Origin of the sequence: Methylobacterium sp. WL12 (genome assembly GCF_008039475.1) — a bacterium.
Classification (GTDB): domain Bacteria; phylum Pseudomonadota; class Alphaproteobacteria; order Rhizobiales; family Beijerinckiaceae; genus Methylobacterium; species Methylobacterium cerastii.
Genome location: NZ_VRUW01000007.1, coordinates 82,617 through 96,660 on the forward strand (window position 1 = coordinate 82,617; position 14,044 = coordinate 96,660).

Consider the following 14,044-nt stretch of genomic DNA (forward strand, 5'->3'; position numbering starts at 1 on the left):
ACGGTCGGCACGCGACCCTCGCATCCGAAGCGCGCCGACCGCCGCCCATGCGTGGCGATCAGTCGTCCTCGCCGTCCTCTTCGTCGTCCTCGCCGCCTTCGGCGATGCCAAGGCGTTCGAGCACCGCCAGCGCCAGCGGCCGGGTGATGCGGCGACCGCGGCCGAGGGCGTCGCGATCGAGTTCGGCCACCACCTCCCGCGCCCGCCCGAGCGAGCGGTCGATGCGGAGCGCCAGGGCGTCGATCACACGCAGATCCACAACCAGTTGCCGATCTACAAACAGCTTCACCATCACCGCGCGGAGCAGGGCGTCGTCGGGCTCGCGGATCGCCACGCCCGGCGCGAGCCGAAGGCGCGAGCGCAGGTCCGCAACGGTCAGCCCGATCTGGTCGATCGCCGCGCCGCTGGTCAGCAGCACCGGGCATTTGCGCTCCCGGGCGAGGTTGAGCAGGTGGAACAGGGCCGCCTCGTCGCGGCCGGGGCGGTCGATGTCCTCGATCACCAGGGCGCCGTTCGAGACGCAGTGGGTCACCGCCTCCGCCGTGACGTCGGCGGCCGACACGGTCCAGGCATGAGCCCGCGTCGCCCAGATCGAGGCGAGATGGCTCTTGCCGCTTCCGGGCGGCCCGGTGAGGACCAGCACGGTGTCCGGCCAATCGGGCCAGGCCTCGATCGACGCGTAGGCGGCCTCGTTGGCCGTGCCGACCAGGAAATCCTCGCGGCCGTAGCGCGGATCGAGCGGAAGGTCGAAGGCCAGTTGCTTCGGGGGGGCGTTCTCGCGCATGCGGCGTCCAGGGTGACCCTGCCGGCCCGACAGTCAAGCGTCCCGCTCAGGCCCGCGGCACCTCGATCAGCACCGGCTGCTCGGCATGGTAGAGCCGGCTCTGCAGGTAGCGCGAGAGCGCGAAGCGCACGAGGACGCCGATCGAGGCCGCCACCGGCACCGCCAGGAGCAACCCGAGGAACCCGAACAGCGAGCCGAAGGCGAGCAGCGCGAACATCAGCCAAACCGGATGCAGGCCGACCGATTCGCCGACGAGCTTGGGCGCGATCACGTTGCCCTCCAGGAACTGGCCGACCAGGAACACCCCGACCGTCAGCCCGAGATGCAGCCAGTCCGAGCCGGGCCAGAACTGAACCAGCGCGACGCCGACCGAGAGCAGGAAGCCCGTCAGCGTGCCCACGTAGGGAATGAAGGTGAGGAAGCCCGCGATCAGGCCGATCAGGACGCCGAAGTTCAGGCCGACGAGCCACAGGCCGAGCGCGTAGAAGGTGCCGAGGATCAGGCAGACCAGCGTCTGCCCGCGCACGAAGCCGATGATCGCGCGGTCGATCTGCGCCGCGAGCCGGCGCACCGTCGCGCGGTGGCGCGGCGGCACCCAGGTGTCGAGCGTGGCGATCATCCGGTCCCAGTCGATCAGGATGTAGAAGGCGACCACCGGCGTCACCACCAGCAGCGAGACCAGCGAGATCACCGCCTGCGAGCCGGACCAGATCGACTTGAGGAAGGCGAGCAGCCACGCGCCGCCCTGGGTCGCGAGCGTCCCCACCGAGGCTTGCAGCTCGTTGACCACGTCGGCGCCGCCGAGCCGCTGCAGCACCGGGCCAGCGCGCTCGGCGATGATGCCCTGCAGCCGCCCGATCATGCCGGGCAGGCTGTTGACCAGGGCCGCGACCTGGTTGGCGGCGAGCGGCACCACGATCAGCAGCGAGACGATCAGGCCGGCGACGAACATCGCCAGGATCAGCAGGCTCGCCGTCAGGCGTCCGAGGCCGAGGCGTTCGAGGCGGTCGGCCAGGGGGTCGAGCAGGTAGGCCAGCGCGATCCCGGCGACGAACGGCAGCATCACCTCGCGCAGCAGGTAGACGACGATTCCGAGGGCGACGAGCACCGCCAGACCGATCACAGCCCTCGCGCGCATCGACGCCCTCCCCACCCGACAGAGCGGAGACAGTGGGAAGGCGTCTCCGCACGGTCAAGGCTGCCGGCGGCGCCGACGGGGCACGGAACCGATCCGGGTGGGTCGTTTTCTTGTGAGCCGACGGGTTCGGTCGGCGCGAAACTCGGCTAAAGCATCCGCGGACCACAGGAACGGGACGCCGATGACGGCCGAGACCACGAACGGGCTGACCTACGCGCATGCGGGCGTCGACATCGACGCCGGGAACGCGATGGTCGAGACGATCAAACCGCTGGTGCGCGCGACGCGCCGGCCCGGCGCCGACGCCGAGATCGGCGGGTTCGGCGGCCTGTTCGACCTGAAAGCCGCGGGCTTCAAGGATCCGATCCTGGTCGCCGCCAACGACGGCGTCGGCACCAAGGTGAAGATCGCGATCGAGACCGGCCGGCACGACACGATCGGCATCGACCTCGTGGCGATGTGCGTCAACGACATCATCGTCCAGGGCGCCGAACCGCTGTTCTTCCTCGACTACTACGCCACCGGCAAGCTGGTGCCGGGCGTCGGCGCCGACATCGTCCGCGGCATCGCCGAGGGCTGCCGGCAGGCCGGCTGCGCGCTGATCGGCGGCGAGACGGCGGAGATGCCGGGCCTCTACGACGGCGCCGACTACGACCTCGCCGGCTTCTCGGTCGGCGCGGCCGAGCGCGGCACGCTGTTGCCGAAGCCCGGTATCCGCGCCGGCGACGTGGTGCTCGGCCTCCCCTCCTCCGGGGTGCACTCGAACGGGTTCTCGCTCGTCCGCCGCATCGTCGCGCGCACCGGCCTCAACTGGGACGCGGCCGCGCCCTTCGCCACCGGCAAGACGCTGGGCGAGGCGTTGCTCGAGCCGACGCAGATCTACGTGAAGCCGCTGCTCGCGGTGCTGAAGGCCACGGACGGGATCAAGGCGCTCGCCCACATCACAGGCGGCGGCTTCCTGGACAACCTGCCCCGCGTTCTGCCCGACGACGTCGGCATCGCGATCGACCTCGACGCGGTGCGCCCGCCGCCGGTCTTCGGCTGGTTGGCGCGCGAGGGCGGCGTCGCCGAGTCGGAGATGCTGCGCACTTTCAACTGCGGCGTCGGCATGGTGCTCGTCGTCGCGAAGGATCGCGCCGAAGCGGTGTCGAAGGCGCTCGGCGAGGCCGGCGAGGCGCCGGTGCGGCTCGGCGCCATCACCGCCCGCGGCGCGGAGCCCGTGACCTTCACCGGCCGCCTCGCGCTCTGATGGCGACGAAGCCGAAGACCCGCGTCGCGATCCTGATCTCGGGCCGCGGCTCGAACATGGTCTCGCTGATCGAGGCGGCGAAGGCGCCGGGCTATCCGGCCGAGATCGTGCTGGTGCTCTCGAACCGGCCGGACGCCGCCGGCCTCGCTCACGCCCGGTCCGTCGGCATCCCCGCGCACGCCATCGACCACAGGGCCTTCCCCGACCGGGCGACCTTCGACGCCGCCCTCGATGCGGAGCTGCGCGCTGCCGGGGTCGAGCTGGTGTGCCTAGCGGGCTTCATGCGCGTCTTCTCCGCCGGCTTCGTCGAGGCCTGGGCCGGACGAATAATCAACATCCATCCCTCCCTGCTGCCGCTGTTCAAGGGCACGCACACCCACGCGCAGGCGCTCTCCGCCGGCGTCCGCCTCCACGGCTGCACGGTGCATTACGTGGTGCCGGAACTCGATGCCGGCCCGATCGTGGCGCAGGCGGCGGTGCCGGTGCGCGCCGGCGACGACCCCGACAGCTTGGCCGCGCGGGTGATCGTGCAGGAGCATCGCCTCTACCCCGCGGCGCTCGCCCTGGTGGCAGGCGGCGGGGCGCGGCTGCAGGGCGATCGCGTGGTGATCGAGGACGACGGTGCTGCCGCCGACGCGGCCCTGTTGAGCCTCTGAACCGCTCTTCCCTCCCGGCTTCTGCGAGGGAGGGAGAATGTGCGTTCGATCGTCAGACCGGGCGCTGCAGCTTGCACGCGTCGAGGGCGTTCAGCGCCTTGGCGCGGGCGGAATCGTTGAAGTAGCCGGTGGCGCGGTAGGACTCGATCTCGGACTCGTCGAGCGAGCGCATGGTCTGCTTCGCGTAGCAGCCGCAGGGACGCTCCAGCGAGGCTTCCGGCGCGCTGGTGAGGCGGGCCTGCACCACGGCGCAGGCGTGGCGCACGCGGCCTTCGAGGTTCGCCTTCGGCGCCGTGCGCAGCGCCGGATCGGGCTGGTACTGCTCGAACGGCGCAGAGGAGCCGCTGGCGAGGGCGGCGGTCGCGGCGAGCGAGAGCAGGCCGGCGGCGATCAGGGACAGGCGGCGGGTCGTCATGGCAGGTCCGTTGGCGAGATCGGGAAATCCGATGCCGTTGGACTCTTTGGCCGCACGCTTCGTCAATGGCGGTGCGGCCACACCGCCCCCCATTCCGGGCGGTGTGGCATTCGACAGGGTCGAAGGCGTCGCCGGTGTGCTCCGGCGACCACCCTCGGCCGAGATGTCTGCGTGGACTTCAGCCGACGATGTCGGAATCCTGGAAGAACTGCGCGATCTCCATCTTGGCGTTGTCGGCGCTATCCGAACCGTGGACGGTGTTCTCGCCGACCGACTCCGAGAAGGTCTTGCGGATGGTGCCCTCGGCAGCCTGGGCCGGGTTCGTCGCGCCCATCACCTCACGGTACTTCGCCACGGCGTTCTCGCCTTCGAGCACCTGAACGACCACCGGGCCGGAGGTCATGAAGGTCACGAGCTCGCCGAAGAACGGGCGCTCCTTGTGGATCTCGTAGAACTTCTCGGCCTGGGCCTGGCTCATCTGGATGCGGCGCTGGCCGACGATCCGCAGGCCCGCCTTCTCGATGACCGCGTTGACCGCGCCCGTGAGGTTCCGCTTGGTCGCGTCGGGCTTGAGGATGGAGAAGGTGCGCTCGGTGGCCATGGTCAGTCCGTTCGGGAGAAAAGAAAGCCGCCCTGAGGCGACCGGGAAAATCGCTTTCGCGCCGGGCTTATAGCGGGGGCGCCCACCGCCCTCAACCCGAAGCCGAATCAAGCTCGGCCATGGCGTGGCTGCAACACTGCCGAAAATTCGCCTGAATGCGAAGGCTTCAGTGTCGCCACGAACTCCACCCGCCCCGCGCCGTCAGGCGCCAGCTTCGGAGCTTAAGCCACATGCGTCTCGCCCTCGCCTCCGCCCTCCTCCTCACCGGTCTCGCCTCGGCTCACGCCGACGCGGGCAAGGACCCCTCCGGCACCTGGCTCACGGAGGACGGCCGCGCGAAGATCCGGATCGACCGCTGCGGCGCCGGCCAGGCGCAGGTCTGCGGCAAGGTGGTCTGGCTCAAGGTCGCCACCACGGAGGCTGGCACGCCGCGCACCGACATCAAGAACCCCGATCCGAAGAAGCGCTCGCGGCCGGTGCTCGGCCTGCCGCTGATCGAGGGGCTGCAGCCCGACGAGGCGAAGTTCTCGGGCAGCATCTACAACATCGAGGAAGGCAAGATCTATCAGGTCAGCCTCGAGCGCGAGAACGCCTCGGAGCTGTCCGTCTCCGGATGCCTGCTCAAGGTGCTGTGCGGCTCGCAGACCTGGACCAAGGTTCCGGACGTGAACCAGCAGGCCGCCAACACCGCGTCAGAGCCGGCGCCGCAGAAGCCGGCCAAGCCCGCCGCGAAATAGGCCGAAGCAGCCTCGCGCGGACCCCGCATCATGGTGGGTGCTCCGCCCGACGACGCTAGATCGCCGCCAACCCGCGCTGCACCGCCGGCCGCGCCAGCACCCGGTCGAGCCACGCCTTCACGTTCGGCAGCGCGCCGAGGTCGACGCCCTGCTTTCCGGTGAACTTCGCCCACGGCACCGTCGCCATGTCGGCGATGGAATAGTCCCCGGTGAGGTACTCGCGATCCGCGAGCCGCCGGTCGAGCACGCCGTAGAGGCGATTGGTCTCGGCGGTGAACCGTTCGATCGCGTAGGGGATCTTCTCCTTCGCATAGATCTTGAAATGGTGGGTCTGGCCGAGCATCGGCCCGAAGCCGGCGCATTGCCAGAACAGCCACTCGTCCACCGCGACGCGGGCGCGCTCGTCGGTCGGGTAGAACCGACCGGTCTTGCGCCCGAGATATTGCAGGATCGCGCCCGACTCGAAGATCGAGACCGGCTCGCCGCCGGGTCCGTCGTAATCGACGATCGCCGGGATCTTGTTGTTCGGCGAGATCTCAAGAAAGGCGGGCGCCATCTGCTCGCCCTTGGCGATGTCGACCGGCACGACGCGGTACGGGAGGCCGCACTCCTCCAGCATGATCGGGATCTTCCAGCCGTTCGGCGTGCTCCACGTGTGGAGGTCGATCGGTTTGCCGGTCACGGCCGCCATCGCTTGCCTTCGCTCTCGCCGGATCGGCCAGCCGACACGACGGGCCTGGCTGCCGACGGTAGCTACCGCGGAACTCGCCGCGTACTCAAGAGCGCCAGGCCACCACTCACGATTTCGAGAGGCGGGGCCGGCGGCTGTTGGCACGGAGGCGCACGGCCTTGTTCCCGGGCGCGCTTGCCGCTGTGATGGTGTGAGGTTCGCCGCATCGGGATTCGATGGGCCGCCACGGAGGGTCCGCCGTCATGTTCGCCCGTTTCCTCGCGATCGCCGCCTTCTCTGTCCCGCTGGCCCTGGCCCAGCCGGCCACGGCCAAGGAGGCGCCCGCGGCCAAGCCGACCGAGACCCCGATGGCGGCGCCGGCCACGCCCGCCGCCAAGCCGGGCGCGACGCCGAGCGCCGGGCAGACGGCGGCGCGCCAGCGCCAGAAGACCTGCGGCGCCCAGTGGCGGGCGCTGGCCGACGCCGAGAAGGTGTCGCAGGGGCCGAAGTGGCCGCAATACTGGAGCAAGTGCAACAAGCGCCTGAAGGGTGAGAAGGCCTGACGGATCGTCCGCCCGCTCTGCGGGTTGTGCGTCCGGGTGCCCACGCGTAACCGAACGGCATGATGACGGAACGGCAGGCGCTTCAGCGCGTGGTGGCGGTGGCGGCGATCGTGCCGGTCGCCGCCGGATTGTACGGCGTGGTCTTCGGCATCAACGGGATGGAGGGCGGCGTGCCCAACATCTCCGCGGACAGCCATTTCCGCTATCTCTCCGGCCTGCTTACCGGCGTCGGCATCCTGTTCCTCACCTGCGTCCCCGGGATCGAGGAAAAGGGACGCCTGTTCCGGTTCCTGACCCTCGTCGTCGTGCTCGGCGGGCTCGCACGGCTGCTCGGCCTGTGGCTCACGGGCGTCCCGTCGCTGACGATGCTGGCGGCGCTGGCCATGGAGCTCGGCGTCACGCCGTCGCTGTGCCTGTGGCAGGCGCGGATCGCCGGACGGGCGCGCGACGCCGAGGCGGTCCTCGGCACAGCCGCCGCGCCCAGCGCGCGCCTGCGATGAGCGCGGCCGCCACCCGGCGCGCCTCGTGGCTCGACCGCGCGATCGACCGGCTCGACGCGATCGTGCCGAAGCCGGCCGCCTGGGCTTTCGCCTTCCGGATCTGGCTGGCGATGATGCTGGCGCTCTACGTCGCGTTCTGGCTGCAGCTCGACAGCGCGTCGTCCGCCGCCACCGGCGTGGCGATCCTGGCGCAGCCCAAGCGCGGGCAGGCGATCTCGAAGGCGGCCTACCGCTTCCTCGGCACCGTCGTCGGCGGCATCGTGGCGATCGTGTTCATGGCGCTGTTCGCGCAGGACCGCGTGACGCTGCTCGTCGCCTTCTCGGTGTGGATCGGGCTCTGCGTCTTCACCGCCCAGTACCTGCAGGACACCCGCGCCTACGGTGCGATGCTCTCGGGCTATACCGTCGCGATCATCGCGCTTGCGCATATCGATGCGCCGCAGACGACCTTCGACGCGGCGGTCGGGCGGCTTGCGGCGATCACGGTGGCGATCGTCACGATCACCTTCATCAACGATGCTCTCGCCTCCCCCAGCACGTGGCGCACGCTGTTGCCGATTCTGTCGTCGGCCTACGACGGCACCAAGGCCTTCGCCCACGAGGCGTTCACGTCAGGCGATCCCGGGCCCCTGCGCACCGCAGCCCTCATCCGCACGATCGCGCCGATGCGCGCCGACGCCAGCGCCATCGCCGGCGAGCTCGACGACGGCCCGTATCGCGCGGCCGGGGCCCGCAGCGCGATCGCGGCGCTCTACGTGATGGCGGCAGCGAGCCGCGCCGCCGTCAACGCCGCGGCGGCGCTTCGCCATCCGAGCCCGGCGGTGGAGGAGGCGCAGGGCTTGTGCCGCGAGGTTTCCGGCGGCGGCGTCGGCGAACCGGAGGCCGCACGCCTCGACCCAATCGACACGAGGCTACGCGACCTCGTCGACGACGCCGTACGGGACGGGCGCCGCCCCCTCGACGAGCTGGTGGCGCTCCAGCGCTGCCTCGACTTCGTCAACGCGGCGACCTTTGCCGAAGACGGAGTGCGCGCGCTCGCCGATGGCCATGTGCCGCTGCGCGACGTGAAGCTCCCGACGCACCGCGACTTTCCCGTGGCCTTGCGCGCGGCCTTGCGGGTGGCGATCGGCTTCGGGCTCACCGCCGCCTTCATGATCGTGTCCGGCCTGCCGCAGACCTCGTTCGCGCTGGTGCAGGTGGCCTCCACCTGCGCGCTGTCGTCCACCGCCCCGGACCCGAAGAAGTTCGCCGTCGGCGTGCTGATCGGCATGCCGCTGGCGTCGCTGTTCGCCGGCATCGTGCTGTTCGCCTTCCTCAACGGGAACCAGGGCTTCCCGCTGCTCGCCATCGCGATGATCGTGCCGGTCTTCGTCGCCTGCTTTCTGTCGCTGAACCCGTCGACCTTCGGCATCGGCTTCATCGCGCTGGTGTTTACGCCGGTGCTGATCGCCCCGGAGAATCCGCAGAGCTACGATCCGCAGACCTACCTGATGAACGTCGCGCTGGTGATCGCGGCGGCGATCATCCTGTTCCTCGCGGTGCGCCTGGTCCTGCCGATCTCGCCCTCGCAGCATCGCGCCTTCGCGCTGGACTCCGCCAAGCGCGCGCTCGCCGAAGCCCTGGCCGGCGAAGGCGGCGACGCGACCACGCGGACCAGCCTGAACGCCGACCGGCTGTTCCAGTTCGCGGGCTACACCTCCGGCAGCCGCGCCGTGCGCTGGATGGCGATGGTCCACGCCTTCGCCCTGTCGCAGCTGGAATCGGCGGCCGCCCGCGCCCACGCGCAGATGCGGCTGCTCGACGGGACCGCGGGAATGCGCGACCCGGTGGCGAAGGGCCGGGACGCCCTCGCGCGCGGCGACGCCTGGCGCCTGCAGGACGCGGCCCGCGACCTCCTGCGTGCCGCGCCCGCGGACGACCGCGGCGCGCGCATGACGGTCGCGCGCGCGGCCACCGATCTCGTGGCGGCCGCGCGCGTTATCGAGCGGCATCGGCGCTTCCTCGTGCGGCTCGACATGCCGGGTTTCTGAGGCGAAGGGTTTCGCGAGGTTATTGAAGGCGACGATGCGTCATGAACTGCAAATCGGCGGGATCCTGGTCTCGCCCTTCGTCGCCTACGCGCTGGGCGCCTTCGCGATCCTGATCGCGCTGCGCTTCGTCTTCGCGCGCGTCCGCTTCAGCCGCTACGTCGCCAACCCGCCGCTCGCCGAGGCCGGGATCTACGTCTGCGTCCTCGCCCTCCTGATCGTGTTGCTGTGATGGCCGACGAAGACGACCCCAAGGCCTCGAACGGTGGCCGGGCTGGGAGCGACCATGCCGCGGCCCCCCGCGGCGATCCGCCGGCTCTGGCCGACGACCGTCCCGCCCGTGCGCGCCGCGGCCGCGTCGGCAAGGTGTTTCGCCTGGCCGCCACCGGCGTGATCCTGGTGCTGGCGTTCCTCGCCGCGACTGTGGTGTGGTCGTACTACGTCACCGCGCCGTGGACGCGCGACGGCCGGGTGCGCGTCCAGGTGGCGAGCATCGCGCCGCAGGTTTCGGGGCAGATCGTCGAGCTGCGAGTGGTGGACAACCAGACGGTGAAGCGCGGCGACGTGCTCTACGTCATCGACCCGTTCGACTTCGAGGTGAACGTCGCTTCCGCCGAAGCCGAGGTGAAGAACCGCGAGGCCGACCTCTCGGTGAAGAACGCCCAGTCGGCCCGGCGCCAGGCGCTGACCACGGTCTCGACCTCCGTCGAGGAGAAGCAGCAATATGCCGGCACGGCCAAGATCGCCGAGGCGGCCCTAGAGACCGCCAAGGCGCAGCTCTCGCAGGCCAAGACCAACCTCGGACGCACGCAGGTGAAATCGACGGTGAACGGCCGGGTCACGAACCTGCTGCTGCGCGCCGGCGACTACGCCACCACCGGCACCTCGAACATCTCGGTCATCGACACGGATTCGTTCTGGATCGACGGCTATTTCGAGGAGACCAAGATGGCGAACATTCATGTCGGCGACCCGGCCGAGATGGCGTTGATGGGCTACTCCAACCACCTGCGCGGCACGGTCGAGAGCATCACGCAGGGCATCTCCACCGCGAACGCCGCGGCGAGCACGCAGGGGCTGCCGAACGTCGACCCCGTCTACACCTGGGTGCGGCTCGCGCAGCGGGTGCCGGTGCGCATCCGCATCGCGCACGTGCCGCCAGGGGTGCCGCTGGTGGCCGGCATGACCGCGACCGTGGTGGTGGGCGAAGGCGGCGCACCGCCGCCGGCCTGGTTCATGGACCTGCGCCGCCGCGTCACCGGCGATCCGCCGGCCACGCGGGAGGCCGACGCCGACCGCCGGTGACAAGGCGGACCGGCTCTGGGCGCAGGCGGATCAGTCGATCCCGAGCTTGCTCTTCAGCAGGGCGTTGACGGCGGCCGGGTTGGCCTTGCCGCCGGTGGCCTTCATGGTCTGGCCGACGAACCAGCCGAGCAGGGTCGGCTTCTCCTTCGCCTGCTGGACCTTGTCGGGGTTCTTGGCGACGATGTCGTCTATCGCCGCCTCGATCGCGCCGGTGTCGGTGACCTGCTTCATCCCGCGCGCCTCGACGACCGCGCGCGGGTCGCCGCCCTCGGTCCAGACGATCTCGAACAGGTCCTTGGCGATCTTGCCGGAGATGACGCCCTCGCCGATCAGGTCGATGATCTGGCCGAGCTGGTCGGCGGAGACCGGCGTCGCCTCGATGCCGAGGCCTTCCTTGTTGAGGCGCCCGAACAGCTCGTTGATCACCCAGTTCGCGGCCGCCTTGCCGTCGCGCTTGGCGGCCACCGCCTCGTAGTAGTCGGCAGACGCCCGTTCGGCGACGAGCACGTTGGCGTCGTAAGGCGAGAGCCCGAAATCGGCGATGAGCCTCGCCTTCTTGGCATCCGGCAGCTCGGGGAGCCCTTCGGCGAGGGCGTCGACGTAGGCCTGGTCGAACTCGAGCGGGAGCAGGTCCGGGTCGGGGAAATAGCGGTAGTCGTGCGCCTCCTCCTTCGAGCGCATCGACCGGGTCTCGCCCTTGGACGGGTCGTACAGGCGCGTCTCCTGCGCGATCGTGCCGCCGTCCTCGATGATCGCGATCTGACGCCGCGCCTCCGATTCGATCGCCTGGCCGATGAAGCGGATCGAGTTGACGTTCTTGATCTCGCAGCGGGTGCCGAGCGGCTGGCCGGGCAGCCGCACCGAAACGTTCACGTCGGCGCGGAGCGAACCCTTCTCCATGTCGCCGTCGCAGGTGCCGAGGTAGCGCAGGATCGTGCGCAGCTTGGTCACGTAGGCGCGCGCCTCCTCGGAGGAGCGCAGGTCCGGCCGCGAGACGATCTCCATCAGCGCGACGCCGGAGCGGTTGAGGTCGACGAAGCTCTGGGTCGGGTTCTGGTCGTGCAGCGACTTGCCGGCATCCTGCTCCAGATGCAGCCGCTCGATCCCGACGGTGATCGACTCGCTGTCGAGCAGGTCGACCACGACCTCGCCCTCGCCGACGATCGGGTCCTTGTACTGCGAGATCTGATAGCCCTGCGGCAGGTCCGGGTAGAAGTAGTTCTTCCGGTCGAACACCGAGCGGTGGTTGATCTGCGCCTTCAGGCCGAGGCCGGTGCGCACGGCCTGCGCCACGCATTCCTCGTTGATCACCGGCAGCATGCCCGGCATCGCCGCGTCGACCAGCGAGACGTGGTCGTTCGGCTCGGCCCCGAACTCGGTGGAGGCGCCGGAGAACAGCTTCGAGCGGCTGGTGACCTGGGCGTGGATCTCCATGCCGATCACGACCTCCCAGTCGTGCTCGGCGCCCTTGATGAGCTTCTTCGGGTTCACGGGAGCCGTCATGCTCGGACTTTCATGGAACGGAGCGCCGGGGCGCCGCGGAGTGTCGTGGCGGTGCGCAGGCCGGTCAAGGTGCGTGCGGCCGCAGGATCTTTCGGGCGGTGAAGCCCAGGATCGACCACAGGATGGCCGCGCCGACCCGTACCGGGAAGAAGGTCGGCCCATCGTGGCTCACGGGCGCCGGCCAGGGAATGCCGATCGCGGTGACCACCCAGGAGAACAGCACCGCCGCCACGAACCCCGCGATCACCGCGACGAAGAGTTTGCCGAACTGGTCCGCCGACCAGCCGAGATAGAGGCAGACCGCGATCAGGACCGGATCGAACCCGGCCAAGATCCAGACGGTCCAGGGATAATACGGGACCGTCACCACCAGGCCTTCGGCAGCACGGTGCGCCCGGCCGCGCGCTCGATCACCTCGGCGGTGGCGAACAGCGTCTCCTCGTCGAACGGCCGCCCGATGAGCTGCAGCCCGAGCGGCAGGCCCTGGCCGTCGAGACCGGCCGGCACCGCGATGCCGGGGAGCCCTGCCATGTTCACAGTCACGGTGAACACGTCGTTGAGGTACATCTCGACCGGGTCGGCGGAGGCCTTCTCGCCGACGCCGAAGGCGGAGGACGGCGTCGCCGGCGTCAGGATGGCGTCGACGCCCGCCGCATAGGCCTCCTCGAAGTCGCGCTTGATCAGCGTGCGGATCTTCTGAGCGCGGACGTAGTAGGCGTCGTAGTAGCCGGCCGACAGCACGTAGGTGCCGATCATGATCCGGCGCTTCACCTCGCGGCCGAAGCCAGCCGCGCGGGTGTTCTCGTACATGGCGGCGATGTCACGTCCCGGCACGCGAAGGCCGTAGCGGACGCCGTCGTAGCGGGCGAGGTTCGAGGAAGCCTCGGCCGGCGCGACGATGTAGTAGGCCGGCAGCGCGAGCTTGGTGTGCGGCAGCGAGATCTCGCGGATCGTCGCGCCCGCGTCCTTCAGCCAGGCGGCGCCGTCGTCCCAGAGCTTCTGGATCTCGGCGGGCATGCCCTCGACCCGGTACTCCTTCGGGATACCGATGGTGAGGCCCTTCACGCCGCGCGAGACCGCGGCCTCGAAATCCGGCACGGGGAGGTCGACGCAGGTGGTGTCGCGGGCATCAGGCCCTGCCATCGAGCCGAGCAGGATCGCGCAGTCGCGCACCGTGCGGGCGATCGGCCCGGCCTGGTCGAGGGAGGAGGCGAAGGCCACCGTACCCCAGCGCGAGACGCGGCCGTAGGTCGGCTTGATTCCGACCGTGCCGGTGAAGGCGGCCGGTTGCCGGATCGAGCCGCCGGTGTCGGTAGCCGTGGCGCCCAGGCACAGATGCGCCGCGACCGCCGCGGCCGAGCCGCCCGACGAGCCGCCGGGGACGATCTTCGCGTCGGACCCGGTACGCCGCCACGGCGAGATCACTCCACCGTAGGCGCTGGTCTCGTTCGAGGAGCCCATGGCGAACTCGTCGAGGTTCAGCTTGCCCAGCATCACCGCGCCGTCGCGCCAGAGGTGGGCGGAGACGGCGGATTCGTAATGCGGTTCGAAATTCTCCAGGATCTTGGAGCCCGCCGTCGTGGTCACGCCTTCGGTGCAGAACAGGTCCTTGATGCCGAGCGGCAGGCCTTCGAGCGGCCCGGCCTCGCCCTTGGCGATCTTCGCGTCGGACGCCTCGGCCATCTTGAGGGCGCGGTCGGGCGTCTCCAGCAGGTAGGCGTTGAGCACGCGCGCCTTCTCCAGGGCGTCGATGTGCGCCTGCGCGATCTCGCGGGCGGAGAAGGTCTTGGCCCTCAGGCCGTCGCGCGCCTCGGCGAGGCTGAGTTCGTTGAGTTCCGTCACGCTGTTCGTCCTCGGCCGCGTGGCCGCGATGCGGGTCAGGGGCGTTCCGGCCGG

The 14,044-nt window shown here is 70.2% G+C and carries 16 protein-coding genes; 8 read left to right on the forward strand and 8 right to left on the reverse strand.

The window, feature by feature from the left end:
• Positions 1-58: 58 nt before the first annotated feature.
• Both FV226_RS04930 and FV226_RS04935 read right to left on the reverse strand, forming a co-directional pair.
• On the reverse strand, positions 59-784 hold the full coding sequence (locus FV226_RS04930; protein WP_147762011.1) for a hypothetical protein: 726 nt from the start codon (positions 782-784) through the stop codon (positions 59-61).
• Between the two features lie 46 nt (positions 785-830).
• A complete protein-coding gene (locus FV226_RS04935; protein WP_147751201.1) occupies positions 831-1,922 on the reverse strand; it encodes an AI-2E family transporter in 1,092 nt (363 codons plus the stop codon).
• A 181-nt stretch (positions 1,923-2,103) separates the two neighbouring features.
• Between FV226_RS04935 and purM the strand changes: the two genes are divergently transcribed.
• Positions 2,104-3,171, forward strand: a complete 1,068-nt coding sequence (purM, locus tag FV226_RS04940; protein WP_147762012.1) for a phosphoribosylformylglycinamidine cyclo-ligase — start codon at positions 2,104-2,106, stop codon at positions 3,169-3,171.
• Positions 3,171-3,827 (forward strand): phosphoribosylglycinamide formyltransferase, encoded by a 657-nt coding sequence (purN, locus tag FV226_RS04945; protein WP_147751199.1) that lies wholly within the window; start codon positions 3,171-3,173, stop codon positions 3,825-3,827. The genes purM and purN overlap by 1 nt, the downstream gene beginning before the upstream one ends.
• Positions 3,828-3,879: 52 nt before the next feature.
• Here the strand turns inward: purN and FV226_RS04950 are convergent, their stop codons facing one another.
• Together FV226_RS04950 and ndk are read right to left on the reverse strand one after the other, a co-directional pair.
• Positions 3,880-4,242, reverse strand: a complete 363-nt coding sequence (locus tag FV226_RS04950) for a hypothetical protein (protein WP_147751198.1) — start codon at positions 4,240-4,242, stop codon at positions 3,880-3,882.
• A gap of 178 nt (positions 4,243-4,420) precedes the next feature.
• The gene (gene ndk / locus FV226_RS04955; RefSeq protein WP_147726086.1) at positions 4,421-4,843 is read right to left on the reverse strand and encodes a nucleoside-diphosphate kinase; all 423 of its coding nucleotides are present in this window, start codon (positions 4,841-4,843) and stop codon (positions 4,421-4,423) included.
• A gap of 230 nt (positions 4,844-5,073) precedes the next feature.
• Here ndk and FV226_RS04960 point away from each other — a divergent pair, with 230 nt between their 5' ends.
• Positions 5,074-5,580 carry a DUF2147 domain-containing protein gene (locus FV226_RS04960; protein WP_147751197.1) on the forward strand — a complete coding sequence of 169 codons (507 nt, stop codon included), beginning with the start codon at positions 5,074-5,076 and terminating at the stop codon, positions 5,578-5,580.
• 55 nt (positions 5,581-5,635) lie between these two features.
• Here the strand turns inward: FV226_RS04960 and FV226_RS04965 are convergent, their stop codons facing one another.
• The gene (locus FV226_RS04965) at positions 5,636-6,271 is read right to left on the reverse strand and encodes a glutathione S-transferase N-terminal domain-containing protein (RefSeq protein ID WP_147762013.1); all 636 of its coding nucleotides are present in this window, start codon (positions 6,269-6,271) and stop codon (positions 5,636-5,638) included.
• Positions 6,272-6,513: 242 nt separating this feature from the next.
• On the opposite strand from FV226_RS04965, the gene FV226_RS04970 reads away from it, so the two are divergent.
• Genes FV226_RS04970 through FV226_RS04990 form a run of 5 tightly spaced genes read left to right on the forward strand, consistent with a single transcriptional unit; the run spans position 6,514 to position 10,645 of the window.
• The gene (locus tag FV226_RS04970) at positions 6,514-6,813 is read left to right on the forward strand and encodes a hypothetical protein (protein ID WP_147762014.1); all 300 of its coding nucleotides are present in this window, start codon (positions 6,514-6,516) and stop codon (positions 6,811-6,813) included.
• Positions 6,814-6,872: 59 nt separating this feature from the next.
• Positions 6,873-7,313 carry a DUF4345 domain-containing protein gene (locus FV226_RS04975; protein ID WP_147762015.1) on the forward strand — a complete coding sequence of 147 codons (441 nt, stop codon included), beginning with the start codon at positions 6,873-6,875 and terminating at the stop codon, positions 7,311-7,313.
• Complete coding sequence (locus FV226_RS04980; RefSeq protein WP_147762016.1) at positions 7,310-9,343, forward strand: FUSC family protein; 2,034 nt, start codon at positions 7,310-7,312, stop codon at positions 9,341-9,343. Before FV226_RS04975 ends, FV226_RS04980 begins: the two co-directional genes overlap by 4 nt.
• A 34-nt stretch (positions 9,344-9,377) precedes the next feature.
• Complete coding sequence (locus FV226_RS04985; RefSeq protein WP_147762017.1) at positions 9,378-9,572, forward strand: DUF1656 domain-containing protein; 195 nt, start codon at positions 9,378-9,380, stop codon at positions 9,570-9,572.
• Positions 9,572-10,645: an HlyD family secretion protein gene (locus FV226_RS04990; protein ID WP_147762018.1), complete on the forward strand. Its 1,074-nt coding sequence runs from the start codon at positions 9,572-9,574 to the stop codon at positions 10,643-10,645. The genes FV226_RS04985 and FV226_RS04990 overlap by 1 nt, the downstream gene beginning before the upstream one ends.
• 30 nt (positions 10,646-10,675) lie before the next feature.
• On the opposite strand, the gene gatB is transcribed toward FV226_RS04990, so the two are convergent.
• The 3 genes from gatB to gatA all read right to left on the reverse strand — a co-directional run bounded on the left by gatB (position 10,676) and on the right by gatA (position 13,990).
• Positions 10,676-12,148: an Asp-tRNA(Asn)/Glu-tRNA(Gln) amidotransferase subunit GatB gene (gatB, locus tag FV226_RS04995; protein WP_147762019.1), complete on the reverse strand. Its 1,473-nt coding sequence runs from the start codon at positions 12,146-12,148 to the stop codon at positions 10,676-10,678.
• Between the two features lie 64 nt (positions 12,149-12,212).
• Positions 12,213-12,515, reverse strand: coding sequence for a hypothetical protein (locus tag FV226_RS05000; RefSeq protein WP_147762033.1), 303 nt, complete (start codon positions 12,513-12,515; stop codon positions 12,213-12,215).
• Positions 12,512-13,990, reverse strand: a complete 1,479-nt coding sequence (gatA, locus tag FV226_RS05005) for an Asp-tRNA(Asn)/Glu-tRNA(Gln) amidotransferase subunit GatA (protein ID WP_147762020.1) — start codon at positions 13,988-13,990, stop codon at positions 12,512-12,514. The genes FV226_RS05000 and gatA overlap by 4 nt, the downstream gene beginning before the upstream one ends.
• Between the last annotated feature and the right edge of the window lie 54 nt (positions 13,991-14,044).